Origin of the sequence: Proteinivorax tanatarense (genome assembly GCF_040267685.1) — a bacterium.
In the GTDB taxonomy this organism is placed as follows: Bacteria; Bacillota; Proteinivoracia; order Proteinivoracales; family Proteinivoracaceae; genus Proteinivorax; species Proteinivorax tanatarense.
The window spans coordinates 3,071,988-3,091,218 of record NZ_CP158367.1 but is presented as its reverse complement, the minus strand read 5'-3'; the positions used below and the strand labels follow the sequence as shown (position 1 = coordinate 3,091,218).

Sequence of the window (19,231 nt, the reverse complement as noted above, 5' to 3'; positions counted from 1 at the left end):
TTTATCATGAAAAGAACTTACCAACCCAAAGTAAGACGTCGTAAGAAAAATCACGGGTTTTTAAAAAGAATGAAAACAAAAGCTGGACGCAATGTAATTAAGCGTCGTCGTGCAAAAGGTAGAAAAAAATTAAGTGCATAGGGCTGCTATTTAGTGGTCCTTTTTGCACTTTTTTAAAATATCTAAAGGATTTTTGGAGATGAGTTTATGGCAAATTTTCTACCTTTAAAAAAAGATGGTGAGTTTAGAAAAATTTATAAACTAGGCAAGTCAAAAGCAACTAAGAATATAGTTGTTTATTATTTAAAAACAGATAAGACAAGCTTTCCTAAAGTAGGTTTTGTAGCAAGTAAAAAGGTTGGGAAAGCGGTAACTAGAAATAAGTATCGGCGTATAATGAAAGAGGCTTTTAAATCTATTCCTGACTTTACAGGTTATAACCTTATTATTTTGGCTAGACCCAAAATTGTGGAATCTGACTATAATGCTATACATAAGGATATAAATTTTTTGTTAAAACGTCATAAGATTTTATAGTTAAATGAGTGATGTTGATGTTAAAAATATTTGCTATATTTCTGTTAAAAAGTTATCAAAAATATTTGTCGCCATTAAAAGGTCCTACCTGTAGATTTTTCCCAACTTGCTCATCTTATGGTATTGAAGCTTATAGAAAACATGGGTTTTTCAAAGGAACTTTTTTGATGACAAAAAGGGTATTTAAATGCAACCCATTTAATTCAGGGGGGTATGACCCTGTTCCATAAATGTTAGGGGGAAAGTAGATGAGTTTTATAATTGAACCTTTGGGGCGTCTCTTTGTAGCTTTGATTGATTTTACAGGTAGCTATGGTATTGCAATTCTGTTGTTGACAGTTATTTTTAGATCGATAACAATACCATTATCAGTTAAACAAATGAAGTCAACCCAAGCAATGAATGAAATAGCGCCAGAGAGAAAAAAGATTGAAGAAAAATATAAGAATGACAAAGAAAAACAAAGCAAAGCTTTAATGGAATTGTATAAAGAGAAAAAGATTAACCCTTTAGCTGGTTGTCTACCAATGCTTATACAAATTCCAATTTTTATAGCCATGTTTAGGGTTTTCCAAGATCCAGAGATTATTGTTCACACCTTCGATACTGTATCAACTAAGTTTCTTGGAATAGATTTAGCTGCTGGTGTCAATCTTGAGGATGCAGCTAAAGATATAGAAGGATTAGCAATTCCAGAAGGGTGGAATTATGTGGCTGCTCGTGCTGAGCATGCTCGAACACTTTATATTTTACCTTTACTAGCGGGATTAACTACTTACTTACAAACTAAATTAACTATGGCTGGTAATGCTGCTCAACAGCAAGGTGGTATGGCAGCAATGACTACTATAATGCCTATCATGATTGTGTTTTTTAGTAGTAGTTTGCCTCCAGCATTAGGGCTGTATTGGTTTGCAGGTAATGTGTTTGCAATTGGTCAGCATTATGTTATAAAGAAAAAGAAAGATTCTACTAAAACAGCAGAGGGGGAGTAAGCCTATGAGGTCTGTTGAAGTTTCAGCTAAAAGTGTAGAAGAAGCTTTGGAACAAGGACTAAAACAATTGGGCTTAGGTAAGGAACAAGTTACATTTGAGGTTTTAGAAGAGCCTACTAAAGGTATTTTAGGATTGCTTAGTAAACCTGCAAAAATTTCTATAAAAGAAAAATTTAACCCTGAAAAGTTTGTAAAAGGGTTTTTAATTGAGATGTTGGAAAAGTTTAATGTTAATTTTGTTATAGAAATGGAAAAGCAACAAGCTTCTCATTTAACAGCCAACATAATTGGGGAAGACTTAGGTGTTTTGATAGGAAAGCATGGAAAGACTTTAGACTCTATTCAATATTTAACTAACCTTGCTGTTAATAGAAAAGCTGATGATTATACGAGAGTTTTAGTTGATGTTAATGGTTATAGAAGTAAAAGAGAAGAAACCCTCGTATCTTTAGCAAAAAGGCTTGCAAGTAAGTCTATTAATACGAAAAGAAAAGTTTTACTTGAACCTATGAATGCTATGGAAAGAAGAATAATACATAGCACTTTAAATGATAGTGATTCTGTTAAAACTTATAGTGTAGGAGAAGAACCGTTTAGAAAGGTTGCTATAGAGCCTAAATAAAATAGTTAAAACCAGTTACTTCTATTTAGGTAACTGGTTTTTTTTAAGAGCTTGGGTATATTAAACTTAAATAAGTAACATTAGAGGTGATAATGATGATAGAGGATACTATAGCGGCTATCGGTACTGCGTTAGGGCAAAGTGGTATTGCAATAGTAAGGGTAAGTGGACCAAAATCTTTAGATGTTATCGATGAACATCTAAAAACACCCAGAAACACTTCAATTTATGATTTGGATAAAAATACAATCAACTATGGTCACTTTTACAGTAAATCAGGGGAAGTTATTGATGAAGTTTTGGTTTCAGTTTTTAAAGCACCATATTCATATACCGGAGAAGATGTAATTGAAGTAAATTGCCATGGTGGACAAATTCCCATAAAGAAGATACTAACTACTATTTTGGATTCTGAGATTAGACTGGCTGAGCCAGGTGAGTTCACAAAAAGGGCTTTTTTGAACGGTAAGCTCGATCTTTCTCAAGCTGAAGCAGTAATGGATTTAATTTCTGCAAAAACTGATCTAAGTCATAATGTGGCGAATAAACAGGCAGCTGGACAAGTTTCACATGAAATAAACATAGTTAGAGATAAACTATTAGAAGTATTGGCTAATATTGAAGCCACTATTGATTATCCTGATGAATTTTTTGATGATATTAGTGTAGATAAAATGGTTGAAAAGCTTCAAAATGTAAAAGAATCAATTAATAAGCTTTTAAAAACTGCATCAACTGGTAAACTAGTAAGAGAAGGAATAAAAACAGTAATTATAGGAGAGCCCAATGTAGGTAAATCTTCACTACTTAATGCTTTAACAAAGGAAGACAGAGCGATAGTAACTGATGTACCAGGCACTACAAGAGATGTTCTACAGGAAAACATTAATGTAAGAGGAGTTCCCTTAGTTATTTTGGATACTGCTGGTATAAGAGAAACAAAAGATAAAGTTGAAAAGATCGGGGTTGAACGCACTAAAGAATATATTAATACAAGCGATTTGGTTTTATATGTTTTAGACGGTTCCCAAAACTGGACCAAAGAAAATGAGTTAATTTTAAATTTAATTAAAAACAAACCCAGGATAGTTATTGTAAATAAATCGGACTTATCCTCTAAGATGGATAAAAAAGATATTAAAAATAAAGTTGATTGTAAAGTTTTATCTGTTTCTGCAGAAAAAAGGTTGGGGATAGAGACATTAGAAGAAACAATTCTAAATCTATTTGAGATCGGTGATATAAATGATAACACTTTTGATGTGACAATATCTAACTTAAGACATGAACTTGCTTTAAAAGAAGCTTTAAAACATATAAATGAAAGTATAAATGGTTTAAAGCATCAAAACCCTGTAGATATCGTGTCAATCGACATAAGGGAGGCATGGCAGTACTTAGGTAAAATTACCGGGGATTCATTATCGAGAAATTTAATAGACGAGATTTTTTCTAGATTTTGCTTAGGTAAGTAAGGAGGTAATGTAGTGAACAAGTATGATTGTATAGTTATTGGGGCAGGGCATAGTGGATGTGAAGCGGCTCTAGCTTCCTCACGGATGGGCTTAAAAACCCTGGTATTGACTTTAAATATGGATAATATAGCTCTTATGCCATGTAATCCAGCAGTGGGAGGGCCTGCGAAAGGGCATTTAGTAAAAGAAATTGATGCGTTAGGCGGAGAAATGGGAAAAAATATAGATAAAACCTATATACAAGTACGTATGTTAAACACAGGCAAAGGTCCTGCAGTCCATGCATTACGAGCGCAAGCTGATAAATCGATGTACCAGTTGACTATGAAAAAAGTATTGGAAGATGAGCAAAATTTAACATTAAAGCAAGGAGTTGTGGATGACCTTATTATAGAGAATAGTACAACTAAAGGGGTTAGACTAAATACTGGTGAGAAATTTTATGCTGAAGCTGTTATAATAACATCAGGTACTTACTTAAGGAGCAAAATAATACAAGGTAGTTTGGCTTATGATGCTGGACCTAACAGCCAAAATGTAGAGAATGGGCTATCTAAATCTTTAAAGTCTCTAAATATTAAGTTAATGAGATTTAAAACAGGGACACCACCACGTGTGGATGGAAGAACAGTAGATTTTTCAAAGATGGAGGAGCAACCTGGAGATGATAAGCCTTATAAGTTTTCTTTTTTGACTAAAGAACAACACTTAACCAAGGAGCAAAAATCTTGTTATTTAACTTATACAAATGAAGAAACCCATCAAATAATAATTGACAACATGGATAAATCTCCATTGTTCGCAGGAATTATAGAGGGAGTAGGCCCAAGGTACTGTCCTTCCATAGAGGATAAAATTAAAAGATTTAGTGATAAGTCTAGCCATCAACTTTTTGTAGAACCTGAGGGGAATTATACAAATGAAATGTATTTACAAGGGATGTCAACCAGTTTACCTGTAGATATACAATTAAGATTTTTAAGAACCATAGCGGGGCTAGAAAATGTACAAATTACTAGACCAGGGTATGCAATAGAATATGATGTTGTTGATCCAACTCAGTTAAAATTAACGCTGGAATTAAAAAATATAAAGGGTTTATTTTGTGCTGGACAAATAAATGGGACAAGTGGCTATGAAGAAGCAGCAGCTCAGGGGTTAATCGCTGGAATTAATGCGGCCTTGTTTATACAGGGAAAACCCTCTTTCACATTACAGAGGTCTGATGGTTACATAGGTGTATTAATCGATGACTTGACTATAAAAGGCACCCATGAGCCCTATAGAATGTTAACCTCTCGGGCAGAATTTAGACTATTATTAAGACAAGATAATGCTGATAGAAGATTAACTCCTTTAGGATATAAAGTTGGGCTGGTAAAGGAAGAGAGATTCAATATTTATGATAAAAAGATTAAATCGATAGAAGATGAAGTCGAGAGATTAAAGAAAATAAAAGTAAACCCCAATGATAAAGTAAATAAAATTTTGAAAAGACTGGGATCAACAGAATTGTCCAAGACATATTCGTTGGCTGATTTATTAAAAAGACCTGAGTTATCATATAATGATTTGAAATTTATAGATGGGTCTATAGATGGAGATTTGGCCTATGAAGTTAAAGAACAGGTTGAAATAGAAATCAAGTATTCAGGTTATGTTGAAAAGCAGTTAGCCCAAGTAAACAGATTTAAAAAGACTGAAAATACTTATATTCCCAAATATGTTGATTATAGTAAAATTAGCGGCCTTTCTGGTGAGGCACAAGAAAAATTAAAGTATATTAAACCAGAGACATTAGGCCAAGCATCAAGGATTTCAGGGGTATCACCAGCTGATGTATCTGTTTTAATGGTATATTTAGAGCAGCTTAAGAGAGGGGGATAATTATTAATTTTAATGATAAGTTAAAAGAAGTATGTAATTCTATTGAAATTGATATAAATAATGAACAAATAGAACAACTAAACTTATTTAAGGAACTATTGTTAGCTTGGAATGAAAAGATGAATTTAACTGCTATTGTTGATGAACATGAAATTATAGCAAAACATTTTTTGGATTCAATGATACCGGCTCATTTATTTTCCGAAGGCAATGTGATTGATGTAGGAACTGGAGCTGGGTTTCCAATTTTGCCCTTGAAGATATTAAAACCCCAGCTTGAAGTCTATGGGTTGGATGCCTTAAACAAAAGAATTTTATTTTTAAAAGAAGTTTCAAAAGAATTAGGAGTCAACCTAAACCTTATCCATGGCAGGGCGGAGGATTATGCCAAAAAGGATGTTTCACGTGAAACGTTTAAGTATGCAACAGCGAGGGCAGTGGCTCCATTAAACATTTTAGCCGAGTATAATTTACCTTTTTTAAAAATAGGTGGGGAGTTTATAGCATATAAAGGAAGTAACTATAAAGATGAGTTAAATGAAAGCGAAAAAGCTTTGGAACTCTTGGGTGGAAAAGTAAAAAAAATATATGATTATAAAGTACCTATAGTTGAAGAAGATAAATATGCTATAGTTATCGAGAAAATTGATAATACCCCTACCAGATATCCAAGAAAACCAGGGATTCCTAAAAAGAGACCGTTATAACAAAAATATAAAGCTACAGCAATTGTAGTTTTATATTTTTTTATAGTGCGAAAAAAGAGGATAATATTAACCTTTTGGAGAATTAGAAAGCAATAATAAAGTTTATAGGTGGTGGAGTAATGAAAGAACAATTGAGTAAAATTTTAGGTCAGAGTTCATCAGATGAGGATAAGATACATAATATAGACATGTCAGAAATAAGCACTAATCCTTTTCAACCTCGTAAAGATTTTGATGATGAAAAAATTGATGAACTTGCACAATCTATAAGAACATATGGATTGATACAACCTATAATTTTACGAAAATCTGGGGAGAAGTATGAAATAATAGCGGGGGAAAGAAGGTTTAGGGCTTGCACTTTACTTGGAAAAGATAAAATAAAAGCTATTATTAAAGAGGATGTAAAGGAAAGTGCCATGGCAGCAATAGCCTTGATAGAGAATATCCAAAGAGAAAATCTCAACTTTTTAGAGGAAGCTGAGGGATTACATAGGCTGTTAAACGAGTTTAAATTAACTCAAGAAGTGTTGGCGCAACGTTTAGGCAAAAGTCAGTCAACTATAGCAAATAAATTAAGGTTGTTAAAACTTGATAAAGAAGTAAAGGAAAAATTAAAGAGCTCTCAGCTTACAGAAAGACATGCACGGGCATTATTGAAAATACCACATGAAAATCAAGCTGAAATTGTTGATAGAGTCATTGATGAGGGAATGACAGTTAGACAAACAGAAGAACTAATAACACTTCTAACAAGTACTGAGAAAGAAGAAAAAGAAGATAATAATAAAAACAAACAAAGAAAAATGGTTTTTAAAGATTTTAGAATTTTTCTCAATACAATTAAACAAGCTGTTGATACCATCAAAGGTTCCGGAATAGAGGCAAAAATGGATGAAAAGGACTTAGGAGACTGTATCGAAGTCAAAATCAGGTTACCCAAAAACAAATAGGTGAAAGGAGTATTGAATAACATGTCAAAGGTCATAGCAATAACTAACCAAAAAGGCGGAGTAGGAAAAACAACAACAGCCATCAATTTAAGCGCATTTTTGTCAAAAATGGGTAAAAGAGTACTTCTTTTAGATGTAGATCCACAAGGGAATTCCACTAGTGGACTGGGGATTGACAAGCATAGAGTAAAAAAGTGTATATATAATGTACTAGTAGATGAATTTCCTGTAGATGCGGTTATTATTCCCACAGCTGTTTCTAACTTAGATGTAGCACCTGCTACAATTGAATTAGCTGGGGCAGAAATTGAACTTGTTCCTACTGTATCCAGGGAAGTTAGATTGCGCAATCAATTAGAAACAGTCAAAAATGATTATGACTATATAATTATAGACTGCCCTCCATCTTTAGGGTTGTTAACCATTAATGCTCTTACTGCCTCTGATAGCGTTTTAGTGCCAATTCAATGTGAATACTACGCCTTGGAAGGATTAAGCCAGTTAATTAACACTGTAAACTTAGTTCAAAAGCATCTCAATCAAGATTTAGTATTTGAAGGAGCTTTGTTAACTATGTTTGATCCTCGTACTAATTTATCTGCCCAAGTAGTAGAGGAAGTAAAGAACTTTTTTGGAAGCAAGGTATATAAGACGTTGATACCTCGAAATGTAAGACTAAGTGAAGCACCTAGTTATGGGCAATCAATAGTTGACTATGACCCCAAATCAAAAGGGGCAGAGGTTTACAAAGCATTAGCTGAGGAGGTACTGGGGAATGAGTAAAAAAGGCTTAGGTAGAGGCTTAAATGCTTTAATTCCAGAAGTATCTCAAAACAAGGAAATACCAGGGAACTCAATAAAACAAATATCAGTTAATAAAATTAGACCAAATCCTTACCAACCGAGAAAGGTATTTAGCACCGAGTCTTTAGAGGATTTGGCTCAATCAATAGAACAACACGGTATAGTGCAACCCATTGTAGTGAGAGAAATTGATGGAGGTTATGAGCTAGTAGCTGGTGAGCGAAGGTTGAGAGCTTGTAAGATGACAAATTTATCTAAAATGCCAGCTGTTATCCAGGAGTTTTCAGAAAAAGAAGTTGCAGAAATTGCTCTTATTGAAAACTTACAAAGAGAAGATTTAAATATTATAGAGGAAGCGGAAGCTTACAAAACTTTAATTGAAGATTTTGGATTTTCTCAAGAACAATTAGCTCAAAGATTGGGGAAGAGTAGATCAGGATTAACAAACACGTTAAGATTGTTAAATTTAAGTAAAGATGTTAAACATTTAGTTATGAATGACAAACTAACTGCGGGACAAGTAAGGCCTTTGTTGTCTTTGGCCGATGAAGAACAATTTTTTGTAGCAAAAGAAATATTGAGCAAAGGTCTTAATTCTAGGCAGGTTGAACAATTGTGCAATAAACTTAAAAAAAAGGGGAAAGGGACAAAAAAAGAAAGAAACATTGATCCTAATATTAAAGAAGCGGAAGAAGTTTTAATGGAGAAAATAGGTGTAAATGTCAAAATCAAAGGAAACAATAAAAAAGGAAAGATAGAAATCAAGTATTATGAGCAAGGGGATTTAAATAGAATATTAGATATGTTTCATGACAAGGGGTAATCCCTTGTTTTTTATGAATAAATGTTTCACGTGAAACATTTGAGAGGAGTGGAGATTATGATCTATCTAGACAATGCTGCAACAACATACCCAAAACCCGAAAGTGTTTATAAAGCTCATGACTATGCTTTAAGGAATTTTGGTGCAAATCCAGGTAGAGGAGGACATAGCTTTTCAAGGGAAACAGCTCGGGCAGTTTTTCAGGTTAGAGAGAAAGTAGCTAAATTTTTAACTGCAAAATGTTCTTCTCAAATAGTCTTTACAAGCAGCGCTACGGAAGCTATGAGTACTGTGTTACTAGGTAGTCTTAAAAAAGGTGATCATGTTATTTCTACATCAATGGAGCATAATGCTGTATGGAGACCGCTAAAATATTTAAAGGAAAATAAAGGTGTAGAATTAAGCTTTTGTAAACATATACGTGGACATATTGATTTGAAAGACTTAAAGGAGCAATTAAAAGCAAATACAAAGATAGTTGTTGTAAATCACGTTAGTAATGTGTTTGGAACAGAACAAGATATTAAAGAAATAAACAAAATTGTAAAAGAGTACTCTAAAAGTAAAGTTGTTGTGGATGTAGCACAAAGTGTAGGAGAAAAGATGATTAACGCCACTGAGTGGGGAGTAGACGCTTTAATTTTTGCCGGTCATAAAAGTTTGTTTGGGCCAGTTGGTACAGGAGGATTTTACTTAAAAAGCGATTTTGAAGTTGAACCTCTTAAAATTGGGGGGACGGGCTCTAGTTCAGAAAGTGCAAGCGTACCATTGTGCGGACCTGAAAGGTTTGAGTCAGGCACACTAAACACCCCTGGTATTTGGGCTTTAGGAGCAGGAATTGATTTTATAAACGAAAAAGGAATAGACACAATTAAAAATCATAAGCGGAAATTATCAGGGTATTTAAGAAATGGATTAGAAGAGCTAAAAGCTACAGTGTATGATGGTGGTGAAAAAAGTTCTGTGATATCTTTTAATATAGGAGACATGGATTCCACAGAAGTTGCTTTTATATTAGATGACTTATATGATATTATAGTTCGAGCTGGGCTTCACTGCTCCCCTTCTGCCCATAAAACATTTGGCACAGCAAAGCAAGGTACTGTGCGTGTTAGTCCAGGGTATTATAATAGTCAGGCAGAAATAGATATTTTACTAGACGCAGTTGCGGAATTAAAGCGAGGTTGACATATGGGAAACTTATTCAACGCTTTAGCAATTTTTTTAGGTGGAAGTATAGGTGTTATTTTTAAAAATTTGTTGCCAGAAAGGACTCAAAAAAACTTATTAAGTGGTTTGGGTATATTAGTGATACTGCTAGGCACAAGTATGTTTATAGAAAGTGAAGCTAATTTTATTATATTAATAGGATCATTAGTAATAGGAATATTTTTAGGAGAATGGATTGATATAGATGGTTATATTAATAAGCTAGGCAAATTAATAGAAGTAAAAATGCATAACCGTGTAAAAGGAAATATTGCTAAAGGTTTTGTTTTTGCATCGATAACATATTGTGTAGGTCCATTAGCTGTCATTGGAGCTATAGAGGAATCCTTAGGGTTTTCAGAGGTTTTATATGCTAAAGCTGCTATAGATGGGGTGACATCAATTGCTTTTGCATCGGCAATGGGAATTGGAGTTGTTTTTTCCGGTGTTTTAGTTTTCATATATCAAGGTTTAATATATTTGTTGGCTTCTGTATTAGGAGATTTTTTCAACCATTCAATGCAGATGTACCTAAGTGGAATAGGTGGAGTTTTAATAGTTGGAATTGGCATAAACATTTTAGGAATGAAAAATATAAGAGTTGCTAATATGATCCCAAGTTTAGTAGTTGGTATGGTTTATTATTATTTTGTGGGGGGATAAAAATGGAAACTCCAAGAGTTATAATTAACTATAAAAAAATGGAAAAAAACTTCAAGGAAATTTATCAAAAGTGTAAAACAAAAAATATAAAAATAAGACCTCACTATAAAGCACATAAAACACCCCAAATTGCAAAATTACAGCAAGAATGGGGCAGTAGTGGAATAACAGTTTCAAAGGTGTCAGAAGGTGAAAACTTAGTAGCAAATGGATTTAAAGATATACTTATAGCTTACCCACTAATAAAAAGTGAACAGTTAGAACGAGTTTTAAAAATGCGCTATAAAGCTGACGTTACAATTATAGTTGATTCGTTTGAGGGGATTAAAGTTGCTGAAAAAGTATGCCAAAAGTTTGATAACTCTCTTAAAGTATTAATCAAAGTCAATACCGGTTTAAATCGCTGCGGCATTGATTCAAAAGAACAGGGTTATAAGTTAGCAGAGAGTGTATCCAGAAAAAAACACTTAGATTTTTTGGGTTTAATAAGTCATGCAGGTCATGCTTATGCTGCTAAAAACATTGATGAAATTCAAGAGATTGCTGCAAAAGAAGTAAAAAAGCTAATGCTAATAAAGAGTTATATAGAAGAAAGAGAAATTTTTGTAAAGGAAATTAGTGTTGGTGCTACTCCAACCATAAACTTTAGTGTTGGATTAAACGGTGTAACAGAAGTAAGACCAGGGAATTTTATCTTTTATGATAATACACAAGCTAGCTTAGGAGTTACAACAGTCGATAACTGTTCACTTATAGTAAAATCTACTGTTGTGAGCAAAGTGGGAGATAGAGCAGTTATTGATGCAGGTTCAAAAACTTTAGGTTTAGATAGAGGCGCTCATGGAAACGAAGCTATAACTGGTTATGGACGGATAGTAGAATATCCCTTTTTAAATATAATATCACTCTCCGAAGAGCATGGAGTTATTAAAGGAGACAAATTACCTAAAATTGGTGAAGAAATAAGCATAATCCCTAACCATAGTTGTGTTGTTATGAACTTGAATAAAAAAGTTTATCTCAATACCGATGAAAAATTAAGGAAAATAGATAATAGTGGAAAATTACTAAATTACTAATAAAATATTCATATAGGTGGGATTATAAATTTAAAGGAGGTTATAAAAATGAAAAGAAAAACCTCTCCTCCCACCGAAGAAGTAGCCCCTGTTTTCTCAATGTCGATAGATGAACAAGAACTTTTTAACACATTTGGCTTAAAAAGAGAGGAAACTAATTGGGTAAATAGTAAAAACCATTTGGAAAAACCATTTCTCTTTGGAAGCGTATGTCAGGGAGACTGGTCAAACAACTGGGCGCCGGTGGATTTAATAGAAAGCAAAAAGAACAAAAAATCTCGCTCCTAGAGCGAGATTTTTTGTTCATTAAAAAGGATTTAGCTATAGTGGTAGGGAATATAATAAGTTGAAAAGTTTAAGACTTTAAGGAGGAAGACAATGGAACAGTTAACAAATTTTATAGAAAGCAATAACGGATTAATATTTTTGGTTATAACATCATTATTTTTTATATTTATGATAATTATGATTTATAACTTAATTAGTTTAAAAAAACAACTAAAGCAATATAGAAAGCTTGCCTACTCTTCTAAAGGTGAATCTGTAGAGAGTATATTGAATAAGGTTTTGGATAAAACGGAAGTATTAGAGATGGCTAATAAAGATATAGAAAAAAAAGTTACGGAGATGAAAAGTGAACTGATTAATTATCCACAGCGGTATGGCATCATAAGGTATAATGCTTTTGGTACTGGCAGTGATCAAAGTTTTTCTATTGCGCTATTAGATGGTAAAAAAGATGGTGTAGTGTTGAGCACTATTTATGGAAGAGAAGAATCCAGGGTGTATGCTAAGCCGATAAAAGAAGGTACGTCTACCTATAATTTGTCAGATGAAGAAAAAAAAGTGGTTGACTTAGCAATAAATAAAAAATAATATAGTATGTTGTAGAGTAATTTAACTACAAAGGCAGGAGGGTAGATGATGTCCAGTGAAAACAAGGAAAACAAAAAATTTACTTTGATGATATTACCTCACTCTAATGACAAACCCTTAAGATTCAACCTTCCTATCTTAGCAATTCAGATTACTGGAGTATTAATACTTTTAGTGCTAATTGGATTTATAGGTTTTTTTGCAAAGTATATTGATATGGCAGGTTCAATGTCTGAATTAGAGGAACTTAGACTTGAGAACCAAGAAAAAAGTAAACAATTAGAAAACCTAGCGGAGCAAACACAAAATGTGTTAGAAGAGTTTAAACAAATAGAAGAACTGCAAGATCAACTTAAAGAATTAACGGACTATGAAGAGCAAGAAGGTGAAAGTTTAAAGGAGACCGATGATGAACGCTCCTTTTTTACTGCAAGTAGAGGGTCTACATCTGTTGAAAGAACTGAAATCTCATTAAGCTTACTAAGTAATGAACTTCCATCTCAAAAAGAAAATATGGATACTCTAGTATCTGACGCAGAGAAACAGGCTAAAAGACAAGCTCATACTCCTTCAATAAGGCCTACTACAGGGAGGGTTTCATCCCCTTTTGGTTACAGAAATCATCCCTTTACAGGAGCAAGGCAATTTCATAGTGGGGTTGATATAGCAAACTCTACTGGAACACCAATTAAAGCTACAGCAAATGGGACGGTGGTTAGAGCTTCATATAATGGTGGTTACGGTAATATGATTATTATAGATCACGGTTATGGATATACAACCTACTATGCTCACCTGTCGGAAATAGAAGTTAGAACGGGCCAAAAAGTAACAAAAGGTGAAACTATAGGGCAAATGGGTAGCACAGGGCAGAGTACTGGACCTCACTTACACTACGAGGTAAGAGTAAGAGGAAATCCTGTCAACCCAACAGACTATTATTAAAAAGATAGGAGGGGGGAAGCCATTGTTTAAAAAGAAAGAAGAATTTGATCCAACTAAAATAGACACAATAGTTGGCAAAGACAGCGAATTTGACGGAGATTTAAAAGCGAAGGGTATTTTGCGTATTGATGGATCGGTAAAAGGTGAAATTTTATCCACCGGGAATGTTTTAATTGGTGAAACTGGAGAGGTGGAAGCAAATGTCAAAGCCAAAAACTTAACAGTTTCTGGCACTATAATTGGCAATGTTGAAATAGAAGGTTTGTTAGAATTGCTACCTACTGCAAAGCTTATTGGTGATATTAAGGTTTCTAGTTTGGAGGTAGGAGATGGAGCTGTTTTTAATGGGAATTGTGAAATGAATGAATCCAACTCAAAAAGAGATAAAGATGAGAGCATAAAAGCAAAAGAAAAGACCCAAAGTTAGTATAAAAAAGATATCTACTTAAAAACAGTAGATATCTTTTTTATGGATAAGATTTTGATAAAACTCCTATACTAAAAAAAAAGTTAGGAGGAAGATATGAAGAAGGTAGTAGCTATAGACACAGGATTACAAAGCTATAAAGAAAGGTTGGAAAAAGCAGGTTTTAGGGTGATAGATTTGTCTGAACAATATCAATTTCCTTCGGCGGTAGTCGTAAAAAATAAAAGTAGCGTTGACGAACTAGCAAATCCAATTAACGAAGTTCCGATTTTAGAAAGTAGCTCAGTATCAGAAGCTACAATAGTAGAGGTTATCAACAGTAAAATCTATCATTAAGGTGGCAAAGCCACCTTTTTTTATGCCTTTTTAGCGGCATTTTTATTTACAGAAATTATAAATTCCTCTAAACCGTTGGATATGACATCAGCCATATTCATCACCAAAGAAAGTCTGGTATTTTGAAGAACAAAGTATTCCATGAACCCTCCAACATTAACAACCCCAGTAATATAAATATCGCCTACTTCAGGCAGGTTTTTTTTAACCCCCGCTCCTGGTTTTAGGCTCCCTATTCCTAAGTTTATCTTTCCTATATTATCACTATTTCCTAAAGAGGCATCTATTGCAATTACTAATGGATTTTTGAGAAGGTTAATGCTCTGTATATTTTTTGCAAGATTAGAAGCGTGGACGGGATCATCTAAATTCCCCAAAATAAGAACATCATCGTGACTGTTTAAGTGAAATAGCTTGCTGCCTATTATGGGCCCTAAGCTATCTCCTGTAGAGCGGTCAGTGCCGATACATAAAACAACTAATTTATTCCAGTTTGGCTTAATATGACAAGAAAAATTATAAAGAAGAGCTGATACATCTTTATGACACTCATCTTTTTTGTGGTAAACACTTTTTTTAAAACACTTTGTTTTATCTTTATCAAAAAAATTAAACATAGATTACCTCCCGTACAATGCCATGGTAATTTATATGAAAAAATTGAATAGTTATTACAAACAAATATTTTAGGAGTGAGCCTAATGGAAAAAAGAGGGATAAAACTAGCTTTAACCTATTGTGGAGCAATTATTGGTGCTGGATTTGCGACTGGACAAGAGGTTGTTCAGTTTTTTTCTGTTTTTAAGTTAGAGGGTATTTTAGGTGGAGGAATAGCTACAGCGATGTTTATTTTTTTTGCTTATGTTATTTTAGATATTGTATTAAATGAAAAAATAAGCGACCATAAAGACTTGATAAATGTAATAGTTGGCAAAAAAGGTGCAATAGCATTCGACTTTATTATTATGTTTTTTTTATTTTCTGGTTTTACAATAATGATTTCTGCTGCTGTTACTTTACTAACTACATATATAATAACGAGTAAAACTATAGCTGTAATTGTATTTCTAATTATGATAAACCTTATTTTTTATACTGGTATGGAGGGAGTTATAAAAGCAAACTCTATTTTAGTTCCAATTTTAGTGATTTTTATAATTTTCTTATCGCTGAGAGCTATTTTCATAACAGCACCAACTATTGGAATGGGTGGGTTAGTACCTCAGAATGCTTTTATAGCCGCCACTTCATATGTTTCTTATAACCTAATTATTGGTATGGTTGTATTATCGTCATTTAAAAAAGAAATATACAATAAAAAAGATATTTTCGTAATTTCTGTAGTAGGGGGGGGAATACTAGGAACTATGCTAATGCTTGTAATAGTAGCTACCAAAGATATAAGTAACTATTCTCAAATTCCTATAATGGATCTGGCTTATGGTTTAAACCAGTTGTTGTTCAACGGATTGGTTTTATCTTTACTAATTGCTATATTAACTTCAGCAATAGCTACAGGTCATGGTATAATAAACAGAGTTAAAGGAATAAAAAATTGGAGCTATTCGTCTATTGGTCTAGTTTTAAGTATTACAGCAACCCCGTTGTCATTTATTGGCTTTGAAGAATTAGTTAAATCAATATACCCTTTTTTTGGGTTCATAAATTATATAATAATGCTTGCTTTAATTTACCATTTTGTAAAAAGAAAAATCATCACAACTTATTGGTAGTAGATTATTTTTTTCGTAAATTATAAGAATTGAAAAATGGAAAATTAGGACCTAACAGTCGTCAGCTAGTTATCTTAGCAAAAAAATTCAAATGTATAATAAAAATCAGTAGAGAAAAACATTTATTGAACTAAAATGGAATTTCACTTTATCTTTTATACAAAAATAATGTTTTTAAGAAGGATTTAATAATCAAGAGTAGAATTAAAGGCTAAAAGGAGGTAGAAATTTGGAAGGTAGTGTGAATAAAAAAATAGAAGAACGTTATAAAGACGGAGTCACCTTAATGAACATTGGAAAAAATAAAGATGCTCATGAAATATTTCACCAAATACTTGAAGAGGAACCTGAACATTCTGGCAGTTTAAACAAGTTAGGCGTAATATATACTAAAGTTAACAAAATGGAAAAAGCAAAAGACTTCTTTAAGAAAGCTAAAAAAATTCAGCCTGACAATTCTCAAGTTCTAACGAACTTGGCTAACATCTATCTACTAGAAAAAAACTGGGAACAGGCTAAGCAATACTTTGACAAGGCATATGAAATTGATGAAGAGAACCCTAATACCCTTGAAGGTTTATCTATTTACTATAAGAAAATAGGGGATATAGAACTGTCTTTGAAATATTATAAACTTGGACAGAAATTTCAAGGAGATAGGCTAAAGAAAAAAATGAAAAGAGATGAGCAAGAATACTTAGATTTTGACTTATCTGATGACGAGCAAAGCAAAAATGAAAACAAAAAATCAACTCTTAAAACAATTGTACTAACCATCCTTGTGTTAATAATAATAGGGTTACTGCTAACTAGATAGTGGAAAGAGCTTGTGAAACTAGGAAATAAGGTGATACTATGAGAACAAACTTTATAAACCTACCTATAAGCTTTATAATACTGTTAGGCATTGGGGAGTTGTTCCAGTACTTTTATAAAACAATATCTCCAATAGTAGCAAATGTAGAAAAAATTATATTTACAATACTACTATTTTTATTTGTAAAGGTTATTTATGATTTTTTAGTAAAGCTAAAGTATAATCAAAGGTTGTTTTTGTATATTGAAGATTATATGATCCAGATTGTTCAAACCATCGCTATTGCTATTCTTGCTATCTTTATCAGCGGGATAATTCAATATTTCGTTGATGGTACAGTTAGAATGACAATCTTAGCAAGTGCTGGGGTTTTGTATTTAAAAAACTCTTAAGTCTGTATCGAATAAAATCACCTCTTAGCAAATAAATTAACTAAAGAGGTGATATAGGATGGCTGATGTTTTTATTGTGGTGTTATTTATTTGGGGAATTATAATTGGATTTTATAAAGATAGAAAAGAGATTTTTATAAGAGGGATATACTTTGTAGCTGCACTGTTTATAGCATTTGGAATAAATTGGCCGGTATTAACAGAACAAAGCATTCAAAATACAATAGAAACCTTATACATAGATGATACAGCCTATGAGGTTTCCACAGACAGAACATATTTGATGATACAAGAAGCTACAAATGAACTTCCTGTTTCTACTCAGTTAAGGGAAAAGATTATAGAGAACATGAATGAAAGAGTATATCTTGGAGAGAGTATGGTTAATATTTCAGCTGAAATTATAGCAAAGGCTATAGAAGCATTGACATTGACGTTAATCATTATTTTAATTATGAGCGTTTCCAGCGAGTTTTTTTTAAAAAACCAACTGCTAAAAAGTAACGGCGGTGTACTAGGAGCAACGGTATATGGGCTTTGCAACTTAATTTTAGCATGTGTTATAATTTATATAATGGAATTATATTTTTTGTTTTATCAAAAGGAAGCAATAAAAAGTGGATTGTTAGATTTTGCACTTAAACCATTGGTGCAGCAAGTTATTGATGTTATATTTAAACTGCTATAGGAGATGAAAAAATATGGAATTAAAGTTTAAAACCGAAGGTACCTGTGCTAAAGAAATACTTATTAAAGTCAACGGTGGGATCATAGAAAGCGTAGAGTTTATTAGTGGCTGTAAGGGAAATGTTCAAGGTATCGCCCAACTGGTAATAGGAAGACCAGTGGAAGAAGTGATAGATAGATTAAAAGGAATAGAATGTAGAAATGGGACATCTTGTCCAGACCAACTAGCAAAGGCTTTATCTGATGTAAGTGCTTAGGAGGAGTTGACAATGTACCAAGTTGGAGAAATTGTGGAAATGAAGAAAAAACACCCTTGTGGATATAACAGGTGGAAAATAGTTCGTGTTGGGATGGATTTTAGAATCAAATGTACGTATTGTGGTAGAAGTGTTATGATACCTAGAAAAAAGTTTGAGAAAAATTTTAAAAAGAAATTATAATAAGCAAATGATACTTTGAAATATGTTATCTTATATGATATAATGCTAATGTTATAGTTCCTGCCCTATCTTTATAGGGCCGTTAGTCCAAAGGAGGTGAATGCAATGATAAAATATGAATTAATGTACATTTTAGTAACTGAATTAGATGAAGAAGCTACTAAAGAAGCTATTGAGAAAGTTAATGGAATTATAGAACAAAAAGGTGGTTCTGTAGTTGAAGTTAATCAATGGGGTAAAAAGAGACTAGCCTATCCAATTGAAAAGAAAAATGAGGGCTACTATGTAGTGACTGAGTTTGAAGGCAACAAAGAGATTGTAGATGAGTTGGATAGAGTAATTAAAATTGATGATAATATGTTACGTCATCTAATAGTAAAAGCGGCTTAACCCAATTCAAAAGGGGGAGAGAGCATGTTAAATAGAACAATACTAGTAGGGCGACTTACTAAAGACCCGGAACTTAGGTATACTCCCAACAGTGGAGTTGCTGTAACTACTTTTATTTTAGCTGTGGATAGAAGCTTTACCAATAGACAGGGAGAGCGAGAAGCAGACTTTATACCAATTGTTGTATGGAGAAAACAGGCGGAAAATTGCGCCAACTATCTAAAAAAAGGCTCCTTAATTGGTGTTGATGGCAGAATACAAACCAGAAACTACGAAGCCAATGACGGACAAAGAAGGTATGTTACTGAAATAGTTGCAGAGAATGTTCGTTTTTTAGATAGCAAGCCTCGACAAGATGGTGGAAAAAGTAATCAAGGTAATGACTTTAGTGAAGTAGGCTATGAAGTAGATGAAGACGTACCATTTTAGCCTAT

General features: G+C 33.1%; 28 protein-coding genes. 27 read left to right on the top strand and 1 reads right to left on the bottom strand.

The genetic code is table 11. The annotated features are described in order from the left end of the window. The first annotated feature begins 6 nt into the window (after nucleotides 1-6). The 19 genes from rpmH to PRVXT_RS14950 all read left to right on the top strand — a co-directional run bounded on the left by rpmH (nucleotide 7) and on the right by PRVXT_RS14950 (nucleotide 14,338). Complete coding sequence (rpmH, locus tag PRVXT_RS15040) at nucleotides 7-141, top strand: 50S ribosomal protein L34 (protein WP_350343677.1); 135 nt, start codon at nucleotides 7-9, stop codon at nucleotides 139-141. 66 nt (nucleotides 142-207) lie between these two features. Next, entirely contained in the window at nucleotides 208-537 is a 330-nt protein-coding gene (gene rnpA / locus PRVXT_RS15035) for a ribonuclease P protein component (protein WP_350343676.1), read from the top strand. A 17-nt stretch (nucleotides 538-554) separates the two neighbouring features. Beyond that, entirely contained in the window at nucleotides 555-767 is a 213-nt protein-coding gene (gene yidD, locus PRVXT_RS15030) for a membrane protein insertion efficiency factor YidD (protein ID WP_350343675.1), read from the top strand. An 18-nt stretch (nucleotides 768-785) separates the two neighbouring features. Beyond that, complete coding sequence (locus PRVXT_RS15025; RefSeq protein WP_350343674.1) at nucleotides 786-1,532, top strand: YidC/Oxa1 family membrane protein insertase; 747 nt, start codon at nucleotides 786-788, stop codon at nucleotides 1,530-1,532. A gap of 4 nt (nucleotides 1,533-1,536) precedes the next feature. Continuing rightward, nucleotides 1,537-2,154, top strand: coding sequence for an RNA-binding cell elongation regulator Jag/EloR (gene jag / locus PRVXT_RS15020; protein WP_350343673.1), 618 nt, complete (start codon nucleotides 1,537-1,539; stop codon nucleotides 2,152-2,154). 95 nt (nucleotides 2,155-2,249) lie between these two features. After that, the gene (mnmE, locus tag PRVXT_RS15015; protein ID WP_350343672.1) at nucleotides 2,250-3,629 is read left to right on the top strand and encodes a tRNA uridine-5-carboxymethylaminomethyl(34) synthesis GTPase MnmE; all 1,380 of its coding nucleotides are present in this window, start codon (nucleotides 2,250-2,252) and stop codon (nucleotides 3,627-3,629) included. 12 nt (nucleotides 3,630-3,641) lie between these two features. Beyond that, entirely contained in the window at nucleotides 3,642-5,516 is a 1,875-nt protein-coding gene (gene mnmG / locus PRVXT_RS15010) for a tRNA uridine-5-carboxymethylaminomethyl(34) synthesis enzyme MnmG (RefSeq protein WP_350343671.1), read from the top strand. After that, nucleotides 5,513-6,223 carry a 16S rRNA (guanine(527)-N(7))-methyltransferase RsmG gene (rsmG, locus tag PRVXT_RS15005; RefSeq protein WP_350345176.1) on the top strand — a complete coding sequence of 237 codons (711 nt, stop codon included), beginning with the start codon at nucleotides 5,513-5,515 and terminating at the stop codon, nucleotides 6,221-6,223. The genes mnmG and rsmG overlap by 4 nt, the downstream gene beginning before the upstream one ends. Before the next feature lie 119 nt (nucleotides 6,224-6,342). Further along, nucleotides 6,343-7,176 carry a nucleoid occlusion protein gene (gene noc, locus PRVXT_RS15000; protein WP_350343670.1) on the top strand — a complete coding sequence of 278 codons (834 nt, stop codon included), beginning with the start codon at nucleotides 6,343-6,345 and terminating at the stop codon, nucleotides 7,174-7,176. Between the two features lie 21 nt (nucleotides 7,177-7,197). After that, entirely contained in the window at nucleotides 7,198-7,959 is a 762-nt protein-coding gene (locus PRVXT_RS14995; RefSeq protein ID WP_350343669.1) for a ParA family protein, read from the top strand. After that, a complete protein-coding gene (locus PRVXT_RS14990) occupies nucleotides 7,952-8,803 on the top strand; it encodes a ParB/RepB/Spo0J family partition protein (protein ID WP_350343668.1) in 852 nt (283 codons plus the stop codon). The genes PRVXT_RS14995 and PRVXT_RS14990 overlap by 8 nt, the downstream gene beginning before the upstream one ends. A 57-nt stretch (nucleotides 8,804-8,860) precedes the next feature. Continuing rightward, the gene (locus tag PRVXT_RS14985; RefSeq protein ID WP_350343667.1) at nucleotides 8,861-9,991 is read left to right on the top strand and encodes an aminotransferase class V-fold PLP-dependent enzyme; all 1,131 of its coding nucleotides are present in this window, start codon (nucleotides 8,861-8,863) and stop codon (nucleotides 9,989-9,991) included. A gap of 3 nt (nucleotides 9,992-9,994) precedes the next feature. Continuing rightward, nucleotides 9,995-10,675 carry a DUF554 domain-containing protein gene (locus PRVXT_RS14980; RefSeq protein WP_350343666.1) on the top strand — a complete coding sequence of 227 codons (681 nt, stop codon included), beginning with the start codon at nucleotides 9,995-9,997 and terminating at the stop codon, nucleotides 10,673-10,675. Nucleotides 10,676-10,677: 2 nt separating this feature from the next. Next, nucleotides 10,678-11,754 (top strand): alanine racemase, encoded by a 1,077-nt coding sequence (locus PRVXT_RS14975; protein WP_350343665.1) that lies wholly within the window; start codon nucleotides 10,678-10,680, stop codon nucleotides 11,752-11,754. Between the two features lie 48 nt (nucleotides 11,755-11,802). Next, on the top strand, nucleotides 11,803-12,042 hold the full coding sequence (locus PRVXT_RS14970) for a hypothetical protein (RefSeq protein ID WP_350343664.1): 240 nt from the start codon (nucleotides 11,803-11,805) through the stop codon (nucleotides 12,040-12,042). Between the two features lie 90 nt (nucleotides 12,043-12,132). Then, on the top strand, nucleotides 12,133-12,630 hold the full coding sequence (locus PRVXT_RS14965) for a DUF4446 family protein (protein WP_350343663.1): 498 nt from the start codon (nucleotides 12,133-12,135) through the stop codon (nucleotides 12,628-12,630). A 48-nt stretch (nucleotides 12,631-12,678) separates the two neighbouring features. Next, entirely contained in the window at nucleotides 12,679-13,575 is an 897-nt protein-coding gene (locus tag PRVXT_RS14960) for a peptidoglycan DD-metalloendopeptidase family protein (protein WP_350343662.1), read from the top strand. 22 nt (nucleotides 13,576-13,597) lie between these two features. After that, nucleotides 13,598-14,002 carry a bactofilin family protein gene (locus PRVXT_RS14955; RefSeq protein WP_350343661.1) on the top strand — a complete coding sequence of 135 codons (405 nt, stop codon included), beginning with the start codon at nucleotides 13,598-13,600 and terminating at the stop codon, nucleotides 14,000-14,002. A gap of 96 nt (nucleotides 14,003-14,098) precedes the next feature. Next, complete coding sequence (locus PRVXT_RS14950; RefSeq protein WP_350343660.1) at nucleotides 14,099-14,338, top strand: YkuS family protein; 240 nt, start codon at nucleotides 14,099-14,101, stop codon at nucleotides 14,336-14,338. 20 nt (nucleotides 14,339-14,358) lie between these two features. On the opposite strand, the gene yyaC is transcribed toward PRVXT_RS14950, so the two are convergent. After that, nucleotides 14,359-14,955, bottom strand: a complete 597-nt coding sequence (gene yyaC / locus PRVXT_RS14945) for a spore protease YyaC (protein WP_350343659.1) — start codon at nucleotides 14,953-14,955, stop codon at nucleotides 14,359-14,361. Between the two features lie 84 nt (nucleotides 14,956-15,039). On the opposite strand from yyaC, the gene PRVXT_RS14940 reads away from it, so the two are divergent. From PRVXT_RS14940 to ssb, 8 genes are all read left to right on the top strand, one after another. Beyond that, nucleotides 15,040-16,071: a YkvI family membrane protein gene (locus PRVXT_RS14940; protein WP_350343658.1), complete on the top strand. Its 1,032-nt coding sequence runs from the start codon at nucleotides 15,040-15,042 to the stop codon at nucleotides 16,069-16,071. Between the two features lie 229 nt (nucleotides 16,072-16,300). Then, nucleotides 16,301-16,888 carry a tetratricopeptide repeat protein gene (locus tag PRVXT_RS14935; RefSeq protein WP_350343657.1) on the top strand — a complete coding sequence of 196 codons (588 nt, stop codon included), beginning with the start codon at nucleotides 16,301-16,303 and terminating at the stop codon, nucleotides 16,886-16,888. Nucleotides 16,889-16,926: 38 nt separating this feature from the next. Next, nucleotides 16,927-17,280: a hypothetical protein gene (locus PRVXT_RS14930; RefSeq protein ID WP_350343656.1), complete on the top strand. Its 354-nt coding sequence runs from the start codon at nucleotides 16,927-16,929 to the stop codon at nucleotides 17,278-17,280. Between the two features lie 58 nt (nucleotides 17,281-17,338). Then, nucleotides 17,339-17,968, top strand: coding sequence for a hypothetical protein (locus PRVXT_RS14925; RefSeq protein ID WP_350343655.1), 630 nt, complete (start codon nucleotides 17,339-17,341; stop codon nucleotides 17,966-17,968). 13 nt (nucleotides 17,969-17,981) lie between these two features. Next, nucleotides 17,982-18,224 carry a TIGR03905 family TSCPD domain-containing protein gene (locus PRVXT_RS14920; RefSeq protein WP_350343654.1) on the top strand — a complete coding sequence of 81 codons (243 nt, stop codon included), beginning with the start codon at nucleotides 17,982-17,984 and terminating at the stop codon, nucleotides 18,222-18,224. A 12-nt stretch (nucleotides 18,225-18,236) separates the two neighbouring features. Beyond that, on the top strand, nucleotides 18,237-18,407 hold the full coding sequence (locus PRVXT_RS14915; protein ID WP_350343653.1) for a DUF951 domain-containing protein: 171 nt from the start codon (nucleotides 18,237-18,239) through the stop codon (nucleotides 18,405-18,407). A 105-nt stretch (nucleotides 18,408-18,512) separates the two neighbouring features. Continuing rightward, nucleotides 18,513-18,797, top strand: a complete 285-nt coding sequence (rpsF, locus tag PRVXT_RS14910; RefSeq protein WP_350343652.1) for a 30S ribosomal protein S6 — start codon at nucleotides 18,513-18,515, stop codon at nucleotides 18,795-18,797. 24 nt (nucleotides 18,798-18,821) lie between these two features. Beyond that, entirely contained in the window at nucleotides 18,822-19,226 is a 405-nt protein-coding gene (gene ssb / locus PRVXT_RS14905; protein ID WP_350343651.1) for a single-stranded DNA-binding protein, read from the top strand. Nucleotides 19,227-19,231: the final 5 nt, after the last annotated feature.

Excerpts from the sequence above, each read along its gene's own strand:
- rpmH (WP_350343677.1), top strand. The coding sequence starts at position 7 with ATGAAAAGAACTTACCAACCCAAAGTAAGACGTCGTAAGAAAAATCAC.
- rnpA (WP_350343676.1), top strand. The coding sequence starts at position 208 with ATGGCAAATTTTCTACCTTTAAAAAAAGATGGTGAGTTTAGAAAAATT.
- yidD (WP_350343675.1), top strand. The coding sequence starts at position 555 with ATGTTAAAAATATTTGCTATATTTCTGTTAAAAAGTTATCAAAAATAT.
- PRVXT_RS15025 (WP_350343674.1), top strand. The coding sequence starts at position 786 with ATGAGTTTTATAATTGAACCTTTGGGGCGTCTCTTTGTAGCTTTGATT.
- jag (WP_350343673.1), top strand. The coding sequence starts at position 1,537 with ATGAGGTCTGTTGAAGTTTCAGCTAAAAGTGTAGAAGAAGCTTTGGAA.
- mnmE (WP_350343672.1), top strand. The coding sequence starts at position 2,250 with ATGATAGAGGATACTATAGCGGCTATCGGTACTGCGTTAGGGCAAAGT.
- noc (WP_350343670.1), top strand. The coding sequence starts at position 6,343 with ATGAAAGAACAATTGAGTAAAATTTTAGGTCAGAGTTCATCAGATGAG.
- PRVXT_RS14995 (WP_350343669.1), top strand. The coding sequence starts at position 7,198 with ATGTCAAAGGTCATAGCAATAACTAACCAAAAAGGCGGAGTAGGAAAA.
- PRVXT_RS14990 (WP_350343668.1), top strand. The coding sequence starts at position 7,952 with ATGAGTAAAAAAGGCTTAGGTAGAGGCTTAAATGCTTTAATTCCAGAA.
- PRVXT_RS14985 (WP_350343667.1), top strand. The coding sequence starts at position 8,861 with ATGATCTATCTAGACAATGCTGCAACAACATACCCAAAACCCGAAAGT.
- PRVXT_RS14980 (WP_350343666.1), top strand. The coding sequence starts at position 9,995 with ATGGGAAACTTATTCAACGCTTTAGCAATTTTTTTAGGTGGAAGTATA.
- PRVXT_RS14975 (WP_350343665.1), top strand. The coding sequence starts at position 10,678 with ATGGAAACTCCAAGAGTTATAATTAACTATAAAAAAATGGAAAAAAAC.
- PRVXT_RS14970 (WP_350343664.1), top strand. The coding sequence starts at position 11,803 with ATGAAAAGAAAAACCTCTCCTCCCACCGAAGAAGTAGCCCCTGTTTTC.
- PRVXT_RS14965 (WP_350343663.1), top strand. The coding sequence starts at position 12,133 with ATGGAACAGTTAACAAATTTTATAGAAAGCAATAACGGATTAATATTT.
- PRVXT_RS14960 (WP_350343662.1), top strand. The coding sequence starts at position 12,679 with ATGTCCAGTGAAAACAAGGAAAACAAAAAATTTACTTTGATGATATTA.
- PRVXT_RS14950 (WP_350343660.1), top strand. The coding sequence starts at position 14,099 with ATGAAGAAGGTAGTAGCTATAGACACAGGATTACAAAGCTATAAAGAA.
- yyaC (WP_350343659.1), bottom strand. The coding sequence starts at position 14,955 with ATGTTTAATTTTTTTGATAAAGATAAAACAAAGTGTTTTAAAAAAAGT.
- PRVXT_RS14940 (WP_350343658.1), top strand. The coding sequence starts at position 15,040 with ATGGAAAAAAGAGGGATAAAACTAGCTTTAACCTATTGTGGAGCAATT.
- PRVXT_RS14930 (WP_350343656.1), top strand. The coding sequence starts at position 16,927 with ATGAGAACAAACTTTATAAACCTACCTATAAGCTTTATAATACTGTTA.
- PRVXT_RS14925 (WP_350343655.1), top strand. The coding sequence starts at position 17,339 with ATGGCTGATGTTTTTATTGTGGTGTTATTTATTTGGGGAATTATAATT.
- PRVXT_RS14920 (WP_350343654.1), top strand. The coding sequence starts at position 17,982 with ATGGAATTAAAGTTTAAAACCGAAGGTACCTGTGCTAAAGAAATACTT.
- PRVXT_RS14915 (WP_350343653.1), top strand. The coding sequence starts at position 18,237 with ATGTACCAAGTTGGAGAAATTGTGGAAATGAAGAAAAAACACCCTTGT.
- rpsF (WP_350343652.1), top strand. The coding sequence starts at position 18,513 with ATGATAAAATATGAATTAATGTACATTTTAGTAACTGAATTAGATGAA.
- ssb (WP_350343651.1), top strand. The coding sequence starts at position 18,822 with ATGTTAAATAGAACAATACTAGTAGGGCGACTTACTAAAGACCCGGAA.